13 protein-coding genes, 9 tRNA genes and 6 rRNA genes are annotated in these 24065 nt (G+C 46.4%); all 28 read right to left on the bottom strand.

Going from position 1 to position 24065, the window contains the following annotated elements; genetic code table 11:
• Nucleotides 1-89 precede the first annotated feature (89 nt).
• The 28 genes from clpC to MHH65_RS00450 all read right to left on the bottom strand — a co-directional run bounded on the left by clpC (nucleotide 90) and on the right by MHH65_RS00450 (nucleotide 23980).
• On the bottom strand, nucleotides 90-2525 hold the full coding sequence (clpC, locus tag MHH65_RS00585; protein WP_048240170.1) for an ATP-dependent protease ATP-binding subunit ClpC: 2436 nt from the start codon (nucleotides 2523-2525) through the stop codon (nucleotides 90-92).
• A complete protein-coding gene (locus MHH65_RS00580; RefSeq protein ID WP_024425579.1) occupies nucleotides 2522-3613 on the bottom strand; it encodes a protein arginine kinase in 1092 nt (363 codons plus the stop codon). Before MHH65_RS00580 ends, clpC begins: the two co-directional genes overlap by 4 nt.
• 4 nt (nucleotides 3614-3617) lie before the next feature.
• The gene (locus tag MHH65_RS00575) at nucleotides 3618-4175 is read right to left on the bottom strand and encodes a UvrB/UvrC motif-containing protein (RefSeq protein ID WP_024425862.1); all 558 of its coding nucleotides are present in this window, start codon (nucleotides 4173-4175) and stop codon (nucleotides 3618-3620) included.
• A 14-nt stretch (nucleotides 4176-4189) separates the two neighbouring features.
• Complete coding sequence (locus tag MHH65_RS00570; RefSeq protein ID WP_003217184.1) at nucleotides 4190-4654, bottom strand: CtsR family transcriptional regulator; 465 nt, start codon at nucleotides 4652-4654, stop codon at nucleotides 4190-4192.
• A gap of 177 nt (nucleotides 4655-4831) precedes the next feature.
• Nucleotides 4832-4947: ribosomal RNA gene (rrf, locus tag MHH65_RS00565) — 5S ribosomal RNA — on the bottom strand.
• 61 nt (nucleotides 4948-5008) lie between these two features.
• A 23S ribosomal RNA gene (locus tag MHH65_RS00560) occupies nucleotides 5009-7939 on the bottom strand.
• A 182-nt stretch (nucleotides 7940-8121) separates the two neighbouring features.
• Nucleotides 8122-9670: ribosomal RNA gene (locus tag MHH65_RS00555) — 16S ribosomal RNA — on the bottom strand.
• A 124-nt stretch (nucleotides 9671-9794) separates the two neighbouring features.
• Nucleotides 9795-9870, bottom strand: a tRNA-Ala gene (locus MHH65_RS00550).
• An 8-nt stretch (nucleotides 9871-9878) separates the two neighbouring features.
• A tRNA-Pro gene (locus MHH65_RS00545) sits at nucleotides 9879-9955 on the bottom strand.
• A 7-nt stretch (nucleotides 9956-9962) separates the two neighbouring features.
• Nucleotides 9963-10039: transfer RNA gene (locus tag MHH65_RS00540), tRNA-Arg, on the bottom strand.
• A 10-nt stretch (nucleotides 10040-10049) separates the two neighbouring features.
• Nucleotides 10050-10135 (bottom strand) — tRNA-Leu (locus MHH65_RS00535).
• A gap of 12 nt (nucleotides 10136-10147) precedes the next feature.
• Nucleotides 10148-10219: transfer RNA gene (locus tag MHH65_RS00530), tRNA-Gly, on the bottom strand.
• A 30-nt stretch (nucleotides 10220-10249) separates the two neighbouring features.
• Nucleotides 10250-10332, bottom strand: a tRNA-Leu gene (locus MHH65_RS00525).
• 8 nt (nucleotides 10333-10340) lie between these two features.
• Nucleotides 10341-10416 (bottom strand) — tRNA-Lys (locus MHH65_RS00520).
• Nucleotides 10417-10453: 37 nt separating this feature from the next.
• Nucleotides 10454-10529: transfer RNA gene (locus MHH65_RS00515), tRNA-Thr, on the bottom strand.
• 33 nt (nucleotides 10530-10562) lie between these two features.
• Nucleotides 10563-10638, bottom strand: a tRNA-Val gene (locus MHH65_RS00510).
• Between the two features lie 799 nt (nucleotides 10639-11437).
• Nucleotides 11438-11553: ribosomal RNA gene (gene rrf / locus MHH65_RS00505) — 5S ribosomal RNA — on the bottom strand.
• Between the two features lie 61 nt (nucleotides 11554-11614).
• Nucleotides 11615-14545, bottom strand: a 23S ribosomal RNA gene (locus MHH65_RS00500).
• Between the two features lie 182 nt (nucleotides 14546-14727).
• A 16S ribosomal RNA gene (locus MHH65_RS00495) occupies nucleotides 14728-16276 on the bottom strand.
• Together the 16S, 23S and 5S rRNA genes with 9 tRNA genes alongside form the textbook arrangement of a ribosomal RNA operon.
• 341 nt (nucleotides 16277-16617) lie before the next feature.
• A complete protein-coding gene (gene lysS, locus MHH65_RS00490; RefSeq protein WP_024427180.1) occupies nucleotides 16618-18117 on the bottom strand; it encodes a lysine--tRNA ligase in 1500 nt (499 codons plus the stop codon).
• Nucleotides 18118-18208: 91 nt separating this feature from the next.
• Complete coding sequence (dusB, locus tag MHH65_RS00485; RefSeq protein ID WP_024425662.1) at nucleotides 18209-19210, bottom strand: tRNA dihydrouridine synthase DusB; 1002 nt, start codon at nucleotides 19208-19210, stop codon at nucleotides 18209-18211.
• Nucleotides 19203-19436: a helix-turn-helix transcriptional regulator gene (locus MHH65_RS00480; RefSeq protein WP_024425661.1), complete on the bottom strand. Its 234-nt coding sequence runs from the start codon at nucleotides 19434-19436 to the stop codon at nucleotides 19203-19205. Before MHH65_RS00480 ends, dusB begins: the two co-directional genes overlap by 8 nt.
• Nucleotides 19388-19891, bottom strand: coding sequence for a 2-amino-4-hydroxy-6-hydroxymethyldihydropteridine diphosphokinase (gene folK / locus MHH65_RS00475; RefSeq protein WP_024425660.1), 504 nt, complete (start codon nucleotides 19889-19891; stop codon nucleotides 19388-19390). Before folK ends, MHH65_RS00480 begins: the two co-directional genes overlap by 49 nt.
• Nucleotides 19888-20250, bottom strand: a complete 363-nt coding sequence (gene folB, locus MHH65_RS00470) for a dihydroneopterin aldolase (RefSeq protein ID WP_024425659.1) — start codon at nucleotides 20248-20250, stop codon at nucleotides 19888-19890. The genes folK and folB overlap by 4 nt, the downstream gene beginning before the upstream one ends.
• On the bottom strand, nucleotides 20243-21100 hold the full coding sequence (folP, locus tag MHH65_RS00465; protein ID WP_024425658.1) for a dihydropteroate synthase: 858 nt from the start codon (nucleotides 21098-21100) through the stop codon (nucleotides 20243-20245). Before folP ends, folB begins: the two co-directional genes overlap by 8 nt.
• 9 nt (nucleotides 21101-21109) lie before the next feature.
• The gene (gene pabC, locus MHH65_RS00460; protein ID WP_024427181.1) at nucleotides 21110-21958 is read right to left on the bottom strand and encodes an aminodeoxychorismate lyase; all 849 of its coding nucleotides are present in this window, start codon (nucleotides 21956-21958) and stop codon (nucleotides 21110-21112) included.
• Nucleotides 21955-22548 (bottom strand): aminodeoxychorismate/anthranilate synthase component II, encoded by a 594-nt coding sequence (gene pabA / locus MHH65_RS00455; protein WP_024427182.1) that lies wholly within the window; start codon nucleotides 22546-22548, stop codon nucleotides 21955-21957. The genes pabC and pabA overlap by 4 nt, the downstream gene beginning before the upstream one ends.
• A gap of 13 nt (nucleotides 22549-22561) precedes the next feature.
• Nucleotides 22562-23980, bottom strand: a complete 1419-nt coding sequence (locus tag MHH65_RS00450; RefSeq protein WP_075621317.1) for an anthranilate synthase component I family protein — start codon at nucleotides 23978-23980, stop codon at nucleotides 22562-22564.
• Nucleotides 23981-24065: the final 85 nt, after the last annotated feature.

Raw genomic sequence — 24065 nt, 5'->3', positions numbered from 1 at the left:
TGAAGAATACAACTCCTTATACTGGTCAGAAAATAAGTAAAGGGAGGCATACACCTTGCTGGTATGCCTCACACTTTTTTCTTACTATATTAGTTCGTAGCAGCCGTCGCTTTTACGACAATTTCTCCATCTTCCACATCTAATACGATATGTTGACCTTTTTCAATATTCCCCTTCAGAAGCTCCTCAGAAAGTCGATCTTCTACATGCTTTTGAATCGCTCTTCTTAACGGACGCGCACCGTACTCAAGATCTACTCCTTCGTCGGCAATTTTCGCTTTTGCTGCTTCCGTCAATTCAATTGATAGGTCTTGTTCTTTTAATCGTTTTGTCAATTGATCAGACATGAGAGACACGATCTCTTTGAGATGTTTCTTCTCAAGCGAGTGGAAGACAATGATTTCATCAATACGGTTGATAAACTCAGGTCTAAACGCACGTTTCAACTCGCCCATCACTTTGCCTTTCATATCCTTGTAATTTTGACCTTCATCCTGCACGTTAAAGCCAACATATTTATTGCGCTTCAGCTCACTAGCTCCAACGTTTGATGTCATGATCAAAATCGTATTTCTAAAGTCAACGGTACGCCCTTTAGAATCAGTCAGACGACCATCTTCTAACACTTGCAGTAAGATATTAAATACATCTGGATGCGCCTTTTCAATCTCGTCTAAAAGAACGACAGAATAAGGTTTTCTTCTCACTTTTTCAGTCAGCTGTCCACCTTCATCATAGCCCACATAGCCTGGAGGTGACCCAACAAGTCTGGATGTAGAGTGTTTCTCCATGTATTCAGACATATCAATACGGATCATTGCTTCTTCATCACCGAAAATAGACTCAGCGAGTGCTCTTGCAAGCTCTGTTTTACCAACCCCTGTTGGACCCAAGAAGATAAAGGAGCCGATTGGACGTTTTGGATCTTTCAGGCCAGCACGTGCACGTCTCACCGCTTTCGCTACAGCGACAACGGCTTCATCCTGCCCGATCACACGAGAGTGGAGCAATTGTTCCATATTTAGAAGCTTATCTGTTTCCGTCTGAGCAATTTTCGAAACAGGTACTCCCGTCCAGCTGGAGACAACCATTGCGATATCATCTACAGATACCTCTGAATTCTCTTGTCCCTGCTTTTCTTTCCATGATTTCTTTGTCACTTCTACTTTTTCACGCAAACGCTGCTCTGTATCACGAAGAGAAGCTGCTTTTTCAAATTCTTGACTTTGAACAGCCGCATCTTTTTCCTTGCGTACTTCATCCAGCTTTTGCTCTAGTTCTTTTAGGTTAGGCGGTGTTGTGAACGAACGTAAACGGACTTTCGAACCTGCCTCATCAATTAAATCAATCGCCTTATCTGGAAGGAAACGGTCAGAAATATAACGGTCAGACAGCTTCACCGCCGCCTCAATCGCTTCATCTGTAATAGACACACGGTGATGTGCTTCATACCGGTCTCTAAGTCCTCTTAAGATTTGAATACTTTCATCAACAGACGGCTGATCTACTTGAATTGGCTGGAAACGTCGTTCAAGCGCAGCGTCCTTTTCAATGTATTTACGGTACTCATCTAACGTTGTCGCTCCAATACATTGAAGCTCACCACGTGCTAAGGATGGCTTCAAGATATTAGACGCATCAATCGCGCCCTCTGCTCCACCAGCACCAATGAGTGTATGAAGCTCGTCGATAAAGAGAATGATATTTCCTGCCTGGCGAATTTCGTCCATCACTTTTTTCAAACGATCCTCGAATTCACCACGATATTTCGTCCCAGCTACAACAGTTCCCATATCCAGTGTCATCACTCGTTTATCGCGCAGGATTTCAGGCACTTCGTTATGAATAATTTGCTGTGCAAGACCTTCTGCGATGGCTGTTTTACCAACACCAGGCTCACCAATCAGCACGGGGTTATTTTTTGTTCTTCTACTTAGGACCTCAATGACACGTTGAATTTCTTTGCTTCGGCCAATGACAGGGTCCAAGCTGTCCTCTTTTGCGATAGCTGTCAAATCTCTTGCCAAGCTATCTAGTGTTGGTGTATTTGCATTGCTATTAGAGCCTGCCGCAGATGCACCGGTTTCATTGCTTCCAAGCAGCTGCAGGACTTGCTGACGTGCTTTATTTAAGCTCACTCCGAGGTTATTTAAGACACGGGCAGCGACACCCTCTCCCTCACGAATAAGACCTAATAGAATATGTTCTGTCCCTACATAGGAATGACCTAGCTTTCTTGCTTCATCCATTGAAAGCTCAGTGACCTTCTTCGCTCTAGGCGTATAATGAGGAATAGCTTGAGACACCTCTTGCCCTCTTCCAATCAAGCTTTCGACTTCTTTTTGGATTTTATCTGAAACAAGGCCCAGTGCTTCTAACGCTTTGGCAGCGATGCCCTCACCTTCACGTACAAGGCCAAGTAAAATGTGCTCAGTACCTATGTTTTTATGGCCTAGGCGAATGGCTTCTTCTTGTGCAAGTGCTAATACCTTTTGAGCTCTTTCAGTGAATCTTCCAAACATCATATCGTTTCATCCTCCTGTCCATTCCTATGCATTTCTAAGCGCAGCCTTTCTCTAATAATCGCTGCTCGTTTTATATCTCGTTCATTTGGCTCTAAGGCTCCTCCTGAATATTGTTGAAGGAAGCCGGGCTGAGTCAAAATCATGAGTTCATTCAGTATATTACTTGAAAGCCCCTTAATGATACCTAAATCAATTCCAAGCCGCACATCTGACAAACACTTTGCTGTTTCCTTTGATTCAATCATACGACAATTGGCCAAAATCCCTAAGGAACGGTACACTCTGTCCTCAAGTTCAATTTTAGATGTTTGATATAAAGCTTTTCGTGCAGATCGCTCTTGTTCAATGAGCTGAGCGGTCACACTATTCAAGTCATCTACAATGTCTTCTTCTGATTGACCAAGTGTCATTTGATTTGATATTTGAAAGATGTTTCCTATTGCTTCGCTGCCCTCACCATAAATTCCTCTGACCACAAGACCTAATTGATTAATGGCCGGAATAATCCGATTCATTTGTCTTGTGAGCGCTAATGCTGGTAAATGCATCATGACCGAAGCCCTAATACCTGTACCTACATTGGTCGGACAGCTTGTTAAGTATCCTCGCTTTTCAGAAAACGCATAATCCACTTGCTCTTCAATCCAGTCATCTACCTGATTAGCCGCTTTTAGTGCATTGGCTAGCTGAAAACCTGGGAATAAGCATTGGATTCGAATATGGTCTTCTTCATTCAGCATCACACTGATTTCTTCATTTTCAGAAAGCAAACAGCCGCCAAATCTTGATTCAGCTAAATTGGGGCTAATCAAATGCTTTTCAACAAGTACCCTCTTTGCTAAAGGCTGCGTTTCATTCATTCGAATCAGAACAAAGTTTCCAATGTCCTTCACTTCCTGGCTAGCAAACTTTTGTTCGAATTGCTGGAGAACAGCTTCAGCTTCAGCTTGAGAAAACTGAGTTGGGAAACGAACATGCTCTAGATTGCGAGCTAGCCGGATACGACTGCTTAGAACAATGTCACTTTCTGGTCCTTTTTGTTTCATCCACTGACTTAGAGCGTCTTGAATAAAATGCTGGAGCGACATGTCGTTAATCTCCCTCCCTCTGCTGAGATTGCTCATGCTCTAATGCACGAATTTGATCTCGAACTTCCGCTGCCTTTTCGAACTCTTCTTGTTCAATCAGCTGCTTCAGCTCTTGCTGCATTAACTCAAGTTTCCGGCGAACATGCAGGCTGCCGGCAATTCGTTTTGGGACTTTTCCATTATGGACTGTATTTCCACTATGGACTTTCCTTAAAACAGGGTTCAGATACTGATCAAATGTACGATAGCATTCTGCACAGCCAAATCGGCCTGTTTTTCTGAACTGCTGAAAGGTTAAGCCACACTTAGGACATTGATCCACTTCTTTCGCTTCTTGAAAAATAGACGAGCCCTTGTTAGCACTTGTGGTGAAGCTAGGATCAATATTCAATAAGCCTGATAATAAGTTGTGAATCGAGAAACCTTGGTTTCCACTCATAGCATATGAATCACTGTTTTCTTTTGCACATTGTTCACATATGTGCATTTCTTGTTTTTCTCCATTTATAACTTTCGTAAAGTGAAAAGTGGCTGGTCTCTCATTACATTCTTGACAAATCAATCTTTTCACCCGCTTTACTTTAATTTCAAAGCATTTAACATCGCTTTCATCATCCGAGCACGCAGTTCATCACGTTCAGGTAAATCAATATGCAATACAGAACGGTCCATGACACTAATCATCATCTTAGCTTCTCTTTCAGATAAAATGTTATTTTCAACAAGACGCATGATGATATGATCAGATGCAGCCTGTGATAAACGATGATATATTTGGGAAATAATGTTGTTCAATAAGTCGACTTCATCATTCATTTTGACTTTAATGATGCGGATATAGCCACCGCCGCCACGCTTACTTTCAACGATATAGCCTCTCTCGCTCGTAAAGCGTGTATTGATAACATAGTTAATTTGTGAAGGTACGCATTGAAATTTATCTGCAATTTCATTGCGCTTAATTTCTAATATTTCTCGACCGTTCTGATCCAAGACTTCCTTCAAATACTGCTCGATGATATCAGAAATATTTTGTGCCACTCCGCCTCCTCCTCCATTGACTTTGACTATATTTGACTTTAATCTTACTATAAATTTTTTCGATCGATTTTTCAAGATAATCGCTCAACTAACAATATTATTTCCACATTTATATGGTATCAAACCTCTCAAAAACACAAAAAAGACCAGTTCCGACTGGAACTGATCTTTATAGAAGCTTGGCGGCGTCCTACTCTCACAGGGGGAAACCCCCAACTACCATCGGCGCTGAAGAGCTTAACTTCCGTGTTCGGTATGGGAACGGGTGTGACCTCTTCGCTATCGCCACCAAACCTGATGGAGAGAATGTTCTCTCAAAACTAGATAACAATGTTCATGCTTCACATTAGAATATAGGTTAAGTCCTCGATCTATTAGTATCTGTCAGCTCCACGTGTCACCACGCTTCCACCTCAGACCTATCAACCTGATCATCTTTCAGGGATCTTACTTCCTTGCGGAATGGGAAATCTCATCTTGAGGGGGGCTTCATGCTTAGATGCTTTCAGCACTTATCCCGTCCGCACATAGCTACCCAGCGATGCCCTTGGCAGAACAACTGGTACACCAGCGGTGCGTCCATCCCGGTCCTCTCGTACTAAGGACAGCTCCTCTCAAATTTCCTGCGCCCGCGACGGATAGGGACCGAACTGTCTCACGACGTTCTGAACCCAGCTCGCGTACCGCTTTAATGGGCGAACAGCCCAACCCTTGGGACCGACTACAGCCCCAGGATGCGATGAGCCGACATCGAGGTGCCAAACCTCCCCGTCGATGTGGACTCTTGGGGGAGATAAGCCTGTTATCCCCGGGGTAGCTTTTATCCGTTGAGCGATGGCCCTTCCATGCGGAACCACCGGATCACTAAGCCCGACTTTCGTCCCTGCTCGACTTGTAGGTCTCGCAGTCAAGCTCCCTTGTGCCTTTACACTCTGCGAATGATTTCCAACCATTCTGAGGGAACCTTTGGGCGCCTCCGTTACATTTTAGGAGGCGACCGCCCCAGTCAAACTGCCCACCTGACACTGTCTCCCTGCCCGATAAGGGCAGCGGGTTAGAAGGTCAATACAGCCAGGGTAGTATCCCACCGATGCCTCCACCGAAGCTAGCGCTCCGGTTTCCAAGGCTCCTACCTATCCTGTACAAGCTGTACCAACATTCAATATCAGGCTGCAGTAAAGCTCCACGGGGTCTTTCCGTCCTGTCGCGGGTAACCTGCATCTTCACAGGTACTATAATTTCACCGAGTCTCTCGTTGAGACAGTGCCCAGATCGTTGCGCCTTTCGTGCGGGTCGGAACTTACCCGACAAGGAATTTCGCTACCTTAGGACCGTTATAGTTACGGCCGCCGTTTACTGGGGCTTCAATTCGCACCTTCGCTTACGCTAAGCGCTCCTCTTAACCTTCCAGCACCGGGCAGGCGTCAGCCCCTATACTTCGCCTTACGGCTTCGCAGAGACCTGTGTTTTTGCTAAACAGTCGCCTGGGCCTATTCACTGCGGCTTCTCGGGGCTTTAACACCCTAAGAAGCACCCCTTCTCCCGAAGTTACGGGGTCATTTTGCCGAGTTCCTTAACGAGAGTTCTCTCGATCACCTTAGGATTCTCTCCTCGCCTACCTGTGTCGGTTTGCGGTACGGGCACCTCTCACCTCGCTAGAGGCTTTTCTTGGCAGTGTGGAATCAGGAACTTCGCTACTAAATTTCGCTCGCCATCACAGCTCAGCCTTCACGGGAAACGGATTTGCCTATTTCCCAGCCTAACTGCTTGGACGCGGATATCCAATACCGCGCTTACCCTATCCTCCTGCGTCCCCCCATTGCTCAAATGGTGAGGAGGTGGTACAGGAATATCAACCTGTTGTCCATCGCCTACGCCTTTCGGCCTCGGCTTAGGTCCCGACTAACCCTGAGCGGACGAGCCTTCCTCAGGAAACCTTAGGCATTCGGTGGACGGGATTCTCACCCGTCTTTCGCTACTCATACCGGCATTCTCACTTCTAAGCGCTCCACCAGTCCTTCCGGTCTGGCTTCACAGCCCTTAGAACGCTCTCCTACCACTGTTCGTAAGAACAGTCCGCAGCTTCGGTGATACGTTTAGCCCCGGTACATTTTCGGCGCAGAGTCACTCGACCAGTGAGCTATTACGCACTCTTTAAATGGTGGCTGCTTCTAAGCCAACATCCTGGTTGTCTAAGCAACTCCACATCCTTTTCCACTTAACGTATACTTTGGGACCTTAGCTGGCGGTCTGGGCTGTTTCCCTTTCGACTACGGATCTTATCACTCGCAGTCTGACTCCCAAGGATAAGTCATCGGCATTCGGAGTTTGACTGAATTCGGTAACCCGGTAGGGGCCCCTAGTCCAATCAGTGCTCTACCTCCGAGACTCTTACCTTGAGGCTAGCCCTAAAGCTATTTCGGAGAGAACCAGCTATCTCCAGGTTCGATTGGCATTTCACCCCTACCCACACCTCATCCCCGCACTTTTCAACGTGCGTGGGTTCGGGCCTCCATTCAGTGTTACCTGAACTTCACCCTGGACATGGGTAGATCACCTGGTTTCGGGTCTACGACCACGTACTCATGCGCCCTATTCAGACTCGCTTTCGCTGCGGCTCCGCATCTTCTGCTTAACCTTGCACGGGATCGTAACTCGCCGGTTCATTCTACAAAAGGCACGCCATCACCCGTTAACGGGCTCTGACTACTTGTAGGCACACGGTTTCAGGATCTATTTCACTCCCCTTCCGGGGTGCTTTTCACCTTTCCCTCACGGTACTGGTTCACTATCGGTCACTAGGGAGTATTTAGCCTTGGGAGATGGTCCTCCCGGATTCCGACGGAATTTCACGTGTTCCGCCGTACTCAGGATCCACTCTGGAGAGAATGACATTTCAGTTACAGGGCTGTTACCTTCTTTGGCGGGCCTTTCCAGACCTCTTCGCTTATATCATTCCTTTGTAACTCCGTATAGAGTGTCCTACAACCCCAAGAGGCAAGCCTCTTGGTTTGGGCTGTTCCCGTTTCGCTCGCCGCTACTCAGGGAATCGCATTTGCTTTCTCTTCCTCCGGGTACTTAGATGTTTCAGTTCCCCGGGTATGCCTTCTCATACTCTATGTATTCAAGTATGGATACTACTCCATTACGAGCAGTGGGTTTCCCCATTCGGAAATCTCCGGATCAAAGCTTGCTTACAGCTCCCCGAAGCATATCGGTGTTCGTCCCGTCCTTCATCGGCTCCTAGTGCCAAGGCATCCACCGTGCGCCCTTTCTAACTTAACCATTTCTTACTTTAGAAAGAATCACTATGTGTGATGAACTTTGCATTGCATTCAATGTGAATGTATTACTTATTGTTATCTAGTTTTCAAAGAACAATCCTGTCTCGCTAGAGACATGTTTTGAAGGAATGATCCTTCAAAACTAAACAAGACGAAAACGCACGCTGCTCCATATATCCTTAGAAAGGAGGTGATCCAGCCGCACCTTCCGATACGGCTACCTTGTTACGACTTCACCCCAATCATCTGCCCCACCTTCGGCGGCTGGCTCCATAAAGGTTACCTCACCGACTTCGGGTGTTGCAAACTCTCGTGGTGTGACGGGCGGTGTGTACAAGGCCCGGGAACGTATTCACCGCGGCATGCTGATCCGCGATTACTAGCGATTCCAGCTTCACGCAGTCGAGTTGCAGACTGCGATCCGAACTGAGAACAGATTTATGGGATTGGCTAAACCTTGCGGTCTTGCAGCCCTTTGTTCTGTCCATTGTAGCACGTGTGTAGCCCAGGTCATAAGGGGCATGATGATTTGACGTCATCCCCACCTTCCTCCGGTTTGTCACCGGCAGTCACCTTAGAGTGCCCAACTGAATGCTGGCAACTAAGATCAAGGGTTGCGCTCGTTGCGGGACTTAACCCAACATCTCACGACACGAGCTGACGACAACCATGCACCACCTGTCACTCTGTCCCCGAAGGGAAAGCCCTATCTCTAGGGTTGTCAGAGGATGTCAAGACCTGGTAAGGTTCTTCGCGTTGCTTCGAATTAAACCACATGCTCCACCGCTTGTGCGGGCCCCCGTCAATTCCTTTGAGTTTCAGTCTTGCGACCGTACTCCCCAGGCGGAGTGCTTAATGCGTTAGCTGCAGCACTAAGGGGCGGAAACCCCCTAACACTTAGCACTCATCGTTTACGGCGTGGACTACCAGGGTATCTAATCCTGTTCGCTCCCCACGCTTTCGCTCCTCAGCGTCAGTTACAGACCAGAGAGTCGCCTTCGCCACTGGTGTTCCTCCACATCTCTACGCATTTCACCGCTACACGTGGAATTCCACTCTCCTCTTCTGCACTCAAGTTTCCCAGTTTCCAATGACCCTCCCCGGTTGAGCCGGGGGCTTTCACATCAGACTTAAGAAACCGCCTGCGAGCCCTTTACGCCCAATAATTCCGGACAACGCTTGCCACCTACGTATTACCGCGGCTGCTGGCACGTAGTTAGCCGTGGCTTTCTGGTTAGGTACCGTCAAGGTGCGAGCAGTTACTCTCGCACTTGTTCTTCCCTAACAACAGAGCTTTACGATCCGAAAACCTTCATCACTCACGCGGCGTTGCTCCGTCAGACTTTCGTCCATTGCGGAAGATTCCCTACTGCTGCCTCCCGTAGGAGTCTGGGCCGTGTCTCAGTCCCAGTGTGGCCGATCACCCTCTCAGGTCGGCTACGCATCGTCGCCTTGGTGAGCCATTACCCCACCAACTAGCTAATGCGCCGCGGGTCCATCTGTAAGTGACAGCCGAAACCGTCTTTCATCCTTGAACCATGCGGTTCAAGGAACTATCCGGTATTAGCTCCGGTTTCCCGGAGTTATCCCAGTCTTACAGGCAGGTTACCCACGTGTTACTCACCCGTCCGCCGCTAACATCCGGGAGCAAGCTCCCTTCTGTCCGCTCGACTTGCATGTATTAGGCACGCCGCCAGCGTTCGTCCTGAGCCAGGATCAAACTCTCCGAAAAAGTACAAAACCGAAGTTTTGCTTTTCGCCAGTTTGACTGACTACCTATGAAGTATCATAGGATTTTTTATAAAAACTCGAATTAACAGGTACGTTTTGTCTTGTTTAGTTTTCAAAGATCATATTGGTGGAGCCTAGCGGGATCGAACCGCTGACCTCCTGCGTGCAAGGCAGGCGCTCTCCCAGCTGAGCTAAGGCCCCATAAAAGATGGTCGGGAAGACAGGATTCGAACCTGCGACCCCTTGGTCCCAAACCAAGTGCTCTACCAAGCTGAGCTACTTCCCGATCTTAATGGCGCGCCCGAGAGGAGTCGAACCCCTAACCTTTTGATCCGTAGTCAAACGCTCTATCCAATTGAGCTACGGGCGCTTATTTATAATGCCGAGGGCCGGACTTGAACCGGCACGGTAGTCACCTACCGCAGGATTTTAAGTCCTGTGTGTCTGCCAATTCCACCACCCCGGCGTGGATGGTATAAGCGGAAGACGGGATTCGAACCCGCGACCCCCACCTTGGCAAGGTGGTGTTCTACCACTGAACTACTTCCGCATTACAGGATTTTTTCATTTTATTTGGCAATGCGGGTGAAGGGACTTGAACCCCCACGTCATAAAGACACTAGATCCTAAGTCTAGCGCGTCTGCCAATTCCGCCACACCCGCATGAAACATGGTGAGCCATGAAGGACTCGAACCTTCGACCCTCTGATTAAAAGTCAGATGCTCTACCAACTGAGCTAATGGCTCGCTTTAAAAGCGACTTGTCTATCTTACCATATGAAAGTGGTGCCGGCAAGAGGACTTGAACCCCCAACCTACTGATTACAAGTCAGTTGCTCTACCAGTTGAGCTACACCGGCTTTATCTATCCTAACATTATGTAAGAATAAATATGGTGGAGGATGACGGGCTCGAACCGCCGACCCTCTGCTTGTAAGGCAGATGCTCTCCCAGCTGAGCTAATCCTCCATATTGTGTCGTTTCGAAGTGTCTCTCGATCTGACAAATAGTATTATATAACGATAAGATATTGTTTGTAAAGACTTTTTTAAAATAATTTTTGAATTTATTTTAAAGCTGTTTTTTCATCTTTTCGTTAAGGCACCTAAAGAAGTTTACCACTTGTCTCATCATTTTAAAAGCCTTTTTTTCATTTTTTTATGTTTTTTTGTTAAAAAGAGTACTAATAAGGCTTTATTCCTTTGAAAACAGCGATTTCGAAGCTTTCATACCCTTGATTTTATTTCATATATCTCTGGATAAAAACATTCAAAAAAGAAATTCTGTTATTATTTTATTTTTCTGAGAAATCTTTTTTGCATAAAAAAGTGTGAAAATACTGCTGGTCTTTACTATTTTTCAACAAAATCGTTTCACATCATTTTTCTACTGCTTCAAATAATTTTAACAGGAGAAATAAAATGAGTATTGTTTCTTTCATTTCTTCTATCCTTTTAAATTGGAAATGCAACAATAGCTGACCATACCTTTCGGGATGAGGTCTTTCTATTTAGTGACCCTATACTTGGCCTTTCTAGATCTATTTAGCCGAAGGTGAGGTTTTCTATGCTTTTAGTGTAGACCCTTGATAATTTGAGCTGCTGGTTCATATGATGACCGACATGTTAAATTGAAAGAGCGTAAATTTTGATTCATTTAGCAATCAACGAGGGAACAACGTATTTTCACTTTAAGAACCTATTATATAGAAGCAAGTCATGCAAAACACAAAAAAGACCAGTTCCGACTGGAACTGATCCTTATAGAAGCTTGGCGGCGTCCTACTCTCACAGGGGGAAACCCCCAACTACCATCGGCGCTGAAGAGCTTAACTTCCGTGTTCGGTATGGGAACGGGTGTGACCTCTTCGCTATCGCCACCAAACCTGATGGAGAGAATGTTCTCTCAAAACTAGATAACAATGTTCAAACTTCACATTAGAATATAGGTTAAGTCCTCGATCTATTAGTATCTGTCAGCTCCACGTGTCACCACGCTTCCACCTCAGACCTATCAACCTGATCATCTTTCAGGGATCTTACTTCCTTGCGGAATGGGAAATCTCATCTTGAGGGGGGCTTCATGCTTAGATGCTTTCAGCACTTATCCCGTCCGCACATAGCTACCCAGCGATGCCCTTGGCAGAACAACTGGTACACCAGCGGTGCGTCCATCCCGGTCCTCTCGTACTAAGGACAGCTCCTCTCAAATTTCCTGCGCCCGCGACGGATAGGGACCGAACTGTCTCACGACGTTCTGAACCCAGCTCGCGTACCGCTTTAATGGGCGAACAGCCCAACCCTTGGGACCGACTACAGCCCCAGGATGCGATGAGCCGACATCGAGGTGCCAAACCTCCCCGTCGATGTGGACTCTTGGGGGAGATAAGCCTGTTATCCCCGGGGTAGCTTTTATCCGTTGAGCGATGGCCCTTCCATGCGGAACCACCGGATCACTAAGCCCGACTTTCGTCCCTGCTCGACTTGTAGGTCTCGCAGTCAAGCTCCCTTGTGCCTTTACACTCTGCGAATGATTTCCAACCATTCTGAGGGAACCTTTGGGCGCCTCCGTTACATTTTAGGAGGCGACCGCCCCAGTCAAACTGCCCACCTGACACTGTCTCCCTGCCCGATAAGGGCAGCGGGTTAGAAGGTCAATACAGCCAGGGTAGTATCCCACCGATGCCTCCACCGAAGCTAGCGCTCCGGTTTCCAAGGCTCCTACCTATCCTGTACAAGCTGTACCAACATTCAATATCAGGCTGCAGTAAAGCTCCACGGGGTCTTTCCGTCCTGTCGCGGGTAACCTGCATCTTCACAGGTACTATAATTTCACCGAGTCTCTCGTTGAGACAGTGCCCAGATCGTTGCGCCTTTCGTGCGGGTCGGAACTTACCCGACAAGGAATTTCGCTACCTTAGGACCGTTATAGTTACGGCCGCCGTTTACTGGGGCTTCAATTCGCACCTTCGCTTACGCTAAGCGCTCCTCTTAACCTTCCAGCACCGGGCAGGCGTCAGCCCCTATACTTCGCCTTACGGCTTCGCAGAGACCTGTGTTTTTGCTAAACAGTCGCCTGGGCCTATTCACTGCGGCTTCTCGGGGCTTTAACACCCTAAGAAGCACCCCTTCTCCCGAAGTTACGGGGTCATTTTGCCGAGTTCCTTAACGAGAGTTCTCTCGATCACCTTAGGATTCTCTCCTCGCCTACCTGTGTCGGTTTGCGGTACGGGCACCTCTCACCTCGCTAGAGGCTTTTCTTGGCAGTGTGGAATCAGGAACTTCGCTACTAAATTTCGCTCGCCATCACAGCTCAGCCTTCACGGGAAACGGATTTGCCTATTTCCCAGCCTAACTGCTTGGACGCGGATATCCAATACCGCGCTTACCCTATCCTCCTGCGTCCCCCCATTGCTCAAATGGTGAGGAGGTGGTACAGGAATATCAACCTGTTGTCCATCGCCTACGCCTTTCGGCCTCGGCTTAGGTCCCGACTAACCCTGAGCGGACGAGCCTTCCTCAGGAAACCTTAGGCATTCGGTGGACGGGATTCTCACCCGTCTTTCGCTACTCATACCGGCATTCTCACTTCTAAGCGCTCCACCAGTCCTTCCGGTCTGGCTTCACAGCCCTTAGAACGCTCTCCTACCACTGTTCGTAAGAACAGTCCGCAGCTTCGGTGATACGTTTAGCCCCGGTACATTTTCGGCGCAGAGTCACTCGACCAGTGAGCTATTACGCACTCTTTAAATGGTGGCTGCTTCTAAGCCAACATCCTGGTTGTCTAAGCAACTCCACATCCTTTTCCACTTAACGTATACTTTGGGACCTTAGCTGGCGGTCTGGGCTGTTTCCCTTTCGACTACGGATCTTATCACTCGCAGTCTGACTCCCAAGGATAAGTCATCGGCATTCGGAGTTTGACTGAATTCGGTAACCCGGTAGGGGCCCCTAGTCCAATCAGTGCTCTACCTCCGAGACTCTTACCTTGAGGCTAGCCCTAAAGCTATTTCGGAGAGAACCAGCTATCTCCAGGTTCGATTGGCATTTCACCCCTACCCACACCTCATCCCCGCACTTTTCAACGTGCGTGGGTTCGGGCCTCCATTCAGTGTTACCTGAACTTCACCCTGGACATGGGTAGATCACCTGGTTTCGGGTCTACGACCACGTACTCATGCGCCCTATTCAGACTCGCTTTCGCTGCGGCTCCGCATCTTCTGCTTAACCTTGCACGGGATCGTAACTCGCCGGTTCATTCTACAAAAGGCACGCCATCACCCGTTAACGGGCTCTGACTACTTGTAGGCACACGGTTTCAGGATCTATTTCACTCCCCTTCCGGGGTGCTTTTCACCTTTCCCTCACGGTACTGGTTCACTATCGGTCACTAGGGAGTATTTAGCCTTGGGAGATGGTCCTCCCGGATTCCGACGGAATTTCACGTGTTCCGCCGTACTCAGGATCCACTCTGGAGAGAACAACATTTCAGTTACAGGGCTGTTACCTTCTTTGGCGGGCCTTTCCAGACCTCTTCGCTTATATCGTTCCTTTGTAACTCCGTATAGAGTGTCCTACAACCCCAAGAGGCAAGCCTCTTGGTTTGGGCTGTTCCCGTTTCGCTCGCCGCTACTCAGGGAATCGCATTTGCTTTCTCTTCCTCCGGGTACTTAGATGTTTCAGTTCCCCGGGTATGCCTTCTCATACTCTATGTATTCAAGTATGGATACTACTCCATTACGAGCAGTGGGTTTCCCCATTCGGAAATCTCCGGATCAAAGCTTGCTTACAGCTCCCCGAAGCATATCGGTGTTCGTCCCGTCCTTCATCGGCTCCTAGTGCCAAGGCATCCACCGTGCGCCCTTTCTAACTTAACCATTTCTTACTTTAGAAAGAATCACTATGTGTGATGAACTTTGCATTGCATTCAATGTGAATGTATTACTTATTGTTATCTAGTTTTCAAAGAACAATCCTGTCTCGCTAGAGACATGTTTTGAAGGAATGATCCTTCAAAACTAAACAAGACGAAAACGCACGCTGCTCCATATATCCTTAGAAAGGAGGTGATCCAGCCGCACCTTCCGATACGGCTACCTTGTTACGACTTCACCCCAATCATCTGCCCCACCTTCGGCGGCTGGCTCCATAAAGGTTACCTCACCGACTTCGGGTGTTGCAAACTCTCGTGGTGTGACGGGCGGTGTGTACAAGGCCCGGGAACGTATTCACCGCGGCATGCTGATCCGCGATTACTAGCGATTCCAGCTTCACGCAGTCGAGTTGCAGACTGCGATCCGAACTGAGAACAGATTTATGGGATTGGCTAAACCTTGCGGTCTTGCAGCCCTTTGTTCTGTCCATTGTAGCACGTGTGTAGCCCAGGTCATAAGGGGCATGATGATTTGACGTCATCCCCACCTTCCTCCGGTTTGTCACCGGCAGTCACCTTAGAGTGCCCAACTGAATGCTGGCAACTAAGATCAAGGGTTGCGCTCGTTGCGGGACTTAACCCAACATCTCACGACACGAGCTGACGACAACCATGCACCACCTGTCACTCTGTCCCCGAAGGGAAAGCCCTATCTCTAGGGTTGTCAGAGGATGTCAAGACCTGGTAAGGTTCTTCGCGTTGCTTCGAATTAAACCACATGCTCCACCGCTTGTGCGGGCCCCCGTCAATTCCTTTGAGTTTCAGTCTTGCGACCGTACTCCCCAGGCGGAGTGCTTAATGCGTTAGCTGCAGCACTAAGGGGCGGAAACCCCCTAACACTTAGCACTCATCGTTTACGGCGTGGACTACCAGGGTATCTAATCCTGTTCGCTCCCCACGCTTTCGCTCCTCAGCGTCAGTTACAGACCAGAGAGTCGCCTTCGCCACTGGTGTTCCTCCACATCTCTACGCATTTCACCGCTACACGTGGAATTCCACTCTCCTCTTCTGCACTCAAGTTTCCCAGTTTCCAATGACCCTCCCCGGTTGAGCCGGGGGCTTTCACATCAGACTTAAGAAACCGCCTGCGAGCCCTTTACGCCCAATAATTCCGGACAACGCTTGCCACCTACGTATTACCGCGGCTGCTGGCACGTAGTTAGCCGTGGCTTTCTGGTTAGGTACCGTCAAGGTGCGAGCAGTTACTCTCGCACTTGTTCTTCCCTAACAACAGAGCTTTACGATCCGAAAACCTTCATCACTCACGCGGCGTTGCTCCGTCAGACTTTCGTCCATTGCGGAAGATTCCCTACTGCTGCCTCCCGTAGGAGTCTGGGCCGTGTCTCAGTCCCAGTGTGGCCGATCACCCTCTCAGGTCGGCTACGCATCGTCGCCTTGGTGAGCCATTACCCCACCAACTAGCTAATGCGCCGCGGGTCCATCTGTAAGTGACAGCCGAAACCGTCTTTCATCCTTGAACCATGCGGTTCAAGGAACTATCCGGTATTAGCTCCGGTTTCCCGGAGTTATCCCAGTCTTACAGGCAGGTTACCCACGTGTTACTCACCCGTCCGCCGCTAACATCCGGGAGCAAGCTCCCTTCTGTCCGCTCGACTTGCATGTATTAGGCACGCCGCCAGCGTTCGTCCTGAGCCAGGATCAAACTCTCCGAAAAAGTACAAAACCGAAGTTTTGCTTTTCGCCAGTTTGACTGACTACCTATGAAGTATCATAGGATTTTTTATAAAAACTCGAATTAACAGGTACGTTTTGTCTTGTTTAGTTTTCAAAGATCATGTTCGTTATCACTCGTAAGCGACTTTAATATCTTACCATTTTGCATCGGTTAAAGTCAAGAACTTTTTTCAATTTCTTTTTTTAACCTCGTTGCTGTTTTGCGGCAACGAATAATAATATACCATCTGGAATCTTTCCTTGCAATAGTTTTTTTAAAAAAAGTTTCATTTTATGAAAAATAAAAAGCGCCATAGATAAAATGGCGCTTTGATTGATGTATTAGCGGTTTCTCATTTGCGGGAAAAGCAGTACATCTCTGATTGATGGAGAATTTGTTAAAAGCATGATTAATCGGTCGATCCCGATTCCTAAACCACCTGTTGGAGGCATGCCGTATTCTAATGCTTCAACAAAATCGTCATCCATTAGATGTGCTTCGTCATTTCCTTCTTCACGTTCTTTTAATTGAGCTTCAAAGCGTTCTCTTTGATCAATTGGATCGTTTAGCTCTGTGAATGCATTTGCATGCTCACGGCGCACGATAAACAGCTCAAAGCGATCTGTGAAGCGAGGATCTTCAGGATTTTTCTTAGCTAATGGAGAAATCTCCACTGGATGTCCGTAAATGAATGTAGGCTGAACCAATGTTTCTTCTACTTTTTGCTCGAAGAACTCATTGATAATATGACCTACTGTCATATTTTTCGTGATTTCAACACCATGATCAGCAGCATGCTGTTTTGCTTCTTCTATAGACATCTCCTGCCAGAAGTCTACACCTGTTGCTTCTTTGACCGCTTCAACCATATGCAGTCTCTTCCATTCAGGTTTGAGATCAATTTCATCTTCTCCATATTGAATGGTTGTTGTTCCCAGCACCTCTTGGGCAATATGGGCAATCAAGTTTTCAGTCAGATTCATGATGTCTTTGTAGTCTGCGTATGCTTCATACAGTTCGATCATAGTGAATTCTGGGTTATGACGAGTCGATACACCTTCATTACGGAATACGCGGCCAATCTCGTATACTTTCTCTAGACCACCGACAATTAGGCGTTTTAAGTGCAGTTCGATCGCAATACGCATATAAAGCGGCATATCAAGTGCATTGTGATGAGTAATGAAAGGACGCGCCGATGCACCACCAGGAATGCTGTGCATTGTTGGTGTTTCAACTTCTAAGTATCCTTTAGAATCCAAGTATCTTCTCATGGATTGAATGATTTTGCTTCGCATAATGAATGTCTGCTTACTTTCTGGATTTACAATGAGGTCAAGGTAGCGCTGACGATAGCGTTGTTCAACATCTTTTAATCCATGATATTTATCAGGAAGCGGGCGAAGTGCTTTTGTCAGAACCTCAAAGCTAGTCGCTTTAATAGAAAGTTCTCCGACATTTGTTTTAAAAACAGTCCCTGTTACACCGATGATATCGCCTAGGTCTGAGCTTTTAAATAATTCGTAAGCTTCTTCCCCTACACTATCTTTACGAACGTAGATTTGAATTTGTCCTTCTAGGTCTTGAATATGCGCAAAGCCAGCTTTACCTTTTCCGCGCTTTGTCATCATACGTCCAGCGATTGTTACTTGAGCCGCTTTTCCTTCTAAGTCTTCTTTAGAAAACTCGTCATATTCAGCGATAATTTGCGCAGATTGATGAGAACGGTCATATCGTTCACCGAATGGATCGATACCCTCTTCTCTCATTTTATTCATTTTGTCACGTCTGACCTGGAATTGGTCATTTAATTCTTCGTTATTAAGCCCTTCATTACTCATTTTATATCACTCCAATAATGTATTTTGCAGAGAAAAGCAGAAAAACTGCCAGTACATGCACTAGCAGTGAGCTACAAAAAGAAAGATAATCTTATCCTACTTTTATACTTTGAAGCTCTTTTGCCTCGGCTTCGATCGTAAAGTCATCAAGAACTTGTACAAGCTCCGCTCTCGTTTCACTTTGATTGATTTGATTTCTTACATCCGCATTGCCTCGGACACCTTTTAAGTACCATGCTGCGTGCTTTCTCATTTCTCTAACAGCCACATGCTCGCCTTTTAGATCGATGAGTCTATCTAAGTGAAGCTTGCACACTGACATTTTCTCACGCACGTTTGGCTCTTCTTTCAGTTCACCCGTTTCTAAATAATGAACCGTTCGATAAATCATCCACGGGTTTCCAAGTGCGGCTCTTCCGATCATAACAGCGTCCACACCTGTTTCATCAAGCATACGTTTTGCATCTTGAGGGGTTTTGACATCGCCATTGCCGATGACAGGAATTGATACAGATTGTTTAACCTCTTTTATAATATCCCAATTCGCAGTTCCTTCGTACATTTGCACGCGTGTCCGTCCGTGAAGCGCAACCGCTTGTCCACCAGCTCGTTCAACAGCACGGGCATTGTCGATAGCAAAGATATGGTCTTCGTCCCAGCCCATTCTCATTTTCACTGTAACTGGTTTGTCTACAGCTTCTACGACAGCAGAGACCATTTCATAAATCTTGTTTGGATCAAGGAGCCATTTCGCTCCTGCATCACATTTCGTAATCTTTGGTACAGGACAGCCCATGTTGATATCAATAATATCAGCTGTGGTATTCTGGTCTACGAACTTTGCCGCTTCGACGAGTGTGTCTTTTTCCCCTCCAAATATCTGAAGGCTCAAAGGCTTTTCCCGTTCATCAATGTATAGCATACCCATTGTTCTCGCGTTGTTGATCAGGATCGCTTTGTCACTGACCATTTCAGCGCAGACTAAGCCCGCTCCAAACTCTTTCACCGTCAGTCTGAAGGCAGAGTTGCACACACCAGCCATTGGTGCGAGCACTACTTTGTTTTTAATCTCGATATCTCCGATTTTAAACATTTTTCCCCCTCCTTTCTTCTTCAAGAATTGGCGAAAGTTCTTCCACCGTTATATTTAAAGCATCTGCTATTTGACCAACCAATTGGTTTGTTGGTAATCGATTGCCTCGCTCAATTTCTCCTAAGACAGAGACAGAGATGCCCAGTCTTTTCGCGAACCCTTCCTGAGTATACCCTTTTAGCTTTCGGTATGCACGAATTCTTCTACCCCACATGTCTTTTTCCATATGCTTACACCTTCTTGGTCTGTTACGGCATTTATTTGTACTTCGCCGATTTCTGGGCAAATCTCACTCATCGGGACAAGAACGAATAAACGTTCGTACATTCTAGGATGCGGCACTACAAGTTGTTCTGTTTCAATATTTTCACGATTATAAAGTAAAATGTCAAGGTCAGCCGTTCGCGGTCCCCATCTCACTTCTCTTGTTCTGCCTAACTCCTGCTCGATTTTCTGAGTAAGAGACAGCAGTTCCTCCGGACGAAGTGAAGTGGTAATTTTCACGGCCATGTTTAAAAAGTCATCTTGGTTTTCATAGCCTACAGGTGCTGTTTCATATATCGATGAGATTAATTCCACTTGAACCTCTGGATGTTCATGCAGTTTTTTGACAGCTTCTTTTAAATAGGTTTCTTTTTTACCTATGTTTGAGCCTAATGCGATGTATGCTGTATTGTTCATGTGCGCGATCTCGTCATTTCAATTGCAACGGACTGATAGTGTCCTGGAATTGGCGGATCTGGTTTGATCACCTTCACTGTACATTCCTGAACTGTCGGAAAGTCCTTTAACACTTGGTTTGCAATTCTTTCTGTCAGTGTTTCAACGAGATTGACCGGCTCACCTTCTACAATGCTTTTGCAGATTTGGTAAAGCTCTGCATAGTTGATGGTCTCATTGAGGTCATCAGTTTGTCCGGCTTTACTTAAATCAAGTGAAGCTGTTAAGTCCACGCGGAATCGCTGCCCTAATTTATTTTCTTCTGCAAATACACCATGGTACCCGTAAAACTCCATTCCATTTACATATACTTTATCGATGATAAGCGCCTCCCTTATTCAGCATAGCATCCATCATTTTTGCCATTCTTGCTATTTCTTTTACATCATGTACACGGACCATCGCACTGCCCTTTTGAATCCCAAGGCAAACTGTCGCACCTGTTCCTTCAGTACGTTCTTCAGGGGGCAGGTCTAAAACAGCACCAATGAATCGTTTTCGTGATGTAGCTAGCAGCAGTGGATACCCAAGGTGACAAAAATGTTCGAGTTCATTCATGACCTTCAGGTTGTCCTCTTTATTTTTCGCAAATCCTACCCCTGGATCTAATATGATCATGTCATCACGGACACCCGCTTGCTGGGCAATTTGGACACTTTCTTTCAAATCGGCGATCATATCTGAAATCAGATGTGTGTAGTTTCGTTCTGGCCGATTGTGCATTAAAATGATTGGGACATTGTGCTTCGCTGCCACATGTGCCATTTGGGGATCTGCCTTCGCTCCCCATACATCATTAATGATGGAGGCTCCAGCTTTCACCGCTTCATCTGCGACACGGGCTTTATACGTATCAATAGAGATAGGTACATCTAATTCTTTTGTGATCTTCTCAATGACAGGAATGACCCTTGAAAGCTCCTCTTCTTCCGAGACAAGTGCCGCTCCCGGGCGAGTCGATTCTCCGCCAATATCAATAATATGCGCCCCGTCTTCTATTAGCTGCGCTGCATGAGCCAGCGCTTTATCTACTTGATTAAACTTTCCTCCATCTGAAAAAGAGTCAGGAGTGACATTTAAAATGCCCATGACCAATGTCTTTTCTTCATAGCTAAGGGTGTGATGCTTGGCCTGTATGATTTTAGGCTGTTTTATCAATTGTTGTGTCATTGTGTCCACCTACTCTTTATGATCTTGACGTTCTTTTGTGTATTGCATTCTTAACTTTGTTGAGATGGTCCGGCTGTTTTTGGGCAAGTGGATGTCTCCTATACTCCCGAAAGGTACAACTCCCTGAACAGAATTAGTCATCCATACCTCATCAGCTGAGAGCAAATGTGAGACTGGGTATCGTCCTTCCTTTAGCGAGATCCCCATCGCGTGGAGCGTTTCCATACAGTATCGACGAGTGACCCCATTTAAAATGCCTGTATCAAGTGACGGTGTATAGACCACATCATCTTTCCGCCAAAAAACATTCGAGGTAATACCTTCTGCCACATCATCTTCTTTCGTTAAAAAGATGCCTTCTAACGCCGGGTCGTTCCCCACTTCTCTTTTGGCGAGCAGGTTGTTCATATAGTGATGAGACTTGAGGCGCCTTGGCCCTTCTGGTGTATTTCTTCTTGTTTGAAGAATGACTCCCTTTTTCTCATCTAAAATAGATTCTGGACGGAATGGAGAGATCATGACAAAAACGACAGGCTCTTCATAAGGATCTGCAGAAAACCCATTGCCTCTGCCCGCAGAAACATTCAAGCGAATTCTCGCATGGCCGCCGGCTATTTGGTTTTTATTCAGTAAAGTATAAATGATGTCGAGTACAAATGGTTTCTCTATTGTGGATTCGATGCAAAGGTCACGTAATGATTGATTGAGCCTTTCAAGATGCCAATCTAACAGGAAGACTTGTCCTGCCAGGCTGGTAAATGTTTCGAATACACCGATGCCATATAGAAAACCATGATCAAAAGGAGAAAGAGTCGCGTCTTTCTCCTCTATATACTGACCGTTCAGATAAATGATCATGCGTTTACTTCTTGCCCCTTTTTACGATAGGTTTCAATGAAATTTTTCAGCATTTCTTTTCCGAAGGACGTCATAATCGATTCAGGATGGAATTGCACACTTTCAATCGGCAGTTCTTTATGGCGAATCGCCATGAGCTCGCCTTCTTTTGTGCTGGCTGTTGCGTCAAAGCACTCTGGCAGTGTCTCGTTTTTGACAATTAACGAATGATATCTCGTTGCGACGAGCGGATTTTGTAGTCCTGTGAAGACACCTTTTCCGTCATGTTTAATCTCTGACGTTTTACCGTGCATTAAGCGCTCTGCTCGAACGACATCCCCGCCAAAGACTTGTGCGATGGATTGGTGACCTAGACACACACCGAAGATCGGAATACTTCCTGCAAAGTGCTTGATCGCCTCCATACTAATCCCCGCTTCATCAGGACTGCATGGCCCTGGAGAAATCATGAGGAAATCCGGCTTGAGCTCTTCAATTTCTTGAATGGTTACTTGATCATTCCGTTTCACGATCAATTCTTCTCCAAGCTCACCTAAATACTGGACCAGGTTGTACGTAAATGAATCATAATTATCAATCATTAAAATCATACTCTGCTCACCTCTAACTCAAAATAGTCTCTTCTTTGCTCAGCTGTAATGCTTTTTTCACTGCATAGGCTTTTTTAATCGATTCTTTATATTCGTGTTTTGGGACAGAATCTATGACGATCCCCGCACCTGACTGCATAAAGGCTTTTCCTTCTGTACAATACGCAGTACGAATGACGATATTAAAGTGCATATCTTGATTGAATCCAAACCAGCCTATAGATCCAGTATAAAGCCCACGTCTTGTTGGCTCAAGTTCTTCTATGATTTCCATCGTCCTCACTTTTGGAGCACCTGTAATCGTTCCACCTGGGAATACAGCTCTCATGACATCTACCGCGTCACATTCATCACGCAGCTCTCCTTGTACATTGGATACAATATGCATCACGTGTGAATATTTCTCAATCGCCATAAATTCGTTCACTTTTACGGATCCATAAGTGGATACGCGTCCAAGGTCATTCCGCTCAAGGTCAACAAGCATCACATGCTCTGCGCGTTCTTTTTCATTTTCAATGAGCTCTTTTGCCAGCGCTTGATCCTCAGCGTCGTCTTTGCCTCGTGATCTTGTTCCGGCAATTGGTCTGGTTTCTAGCTGAGTTCCTTTTTTCTTAATAAGCAGCTCTGGAGATCCACAAACAATCTGGAAGTCAGGCGTATGCAGGTAAGACATATAAGGAGATGGATTGACTTGACGTAACGTTTTGTATAAATCATACGGATGAGTGTGAAGCTGTTCATCTTGTCTGATGGATAAGTTCACTTGGAACACATCACCGTTTGCGATATATTGCTTAATTTTCTCTACTGCTTCCCCAAAGGTTTCTTCAGTGAATGGTGCTGCTGGTACAAATTCTGTGGAAGGTTCACTGACAGGTGATTGTGCTGATTCTTCTGAAGAGCTTGTCCATTTTTGCTTCCATTCTTCAAGCCTTTGGTTCGCTTTACTCCCTGATTCCGTTTCCTCTATGTGCGTAATCAGCCACAGGGCGTGCTCTTTATGATCAAAAACTGCAACATCGTTAAATACGAGGAAATAAAGGTCTGGTGTTTGAAGATCATCAATTGACAGCATCTTAAAATGCTCGATGTATCTAGCATAATCGTAGCTTAAAAACCCAATTGCTCCACCTTGGAAGTCTGGGTATTCGTCGTTTGTTTCGGTTTGAAGGGTTTGAAACCAATCCGTAAAGGCTCTGAATGGATCACCTTCTTTGAACAGCACCTCATCTTGATAATGGATAGTCGTCATTCCATCTTTCCCCTTCGCTTTAGCGATCGGGTGAATACCAGCGATGCTATAAGAACCGCCGCGCGCACTTTCAAGAAGCACATGATGTGTTTCTCGAGCAGTTAATTGTTCGTATCTTTTCAAGAATGCATCTTTCGTAAAAGGAATTTTGATGCCCATCGGCCTGCGTTGTGTCATGTTATCATCCTTTTTCATTTTCATTAACCTTATTGTAATGCAATCCAATTTATTTAGAAAATAGTATTTGCTTTCCATCTTCAGA

Source organism: Bacillus sp. FSL L8-0654 (genome assembly GCF_038629965.1).
Classification (GTDB): domain Bacteria; phylum Bacillota; class Bacilli; order Bacillales; family Bacillaceae; genus Bacillus; species Bacillus safensis.
This window is presented reverse-complemented; position numbering and strand designations above follow the sequence as displayed.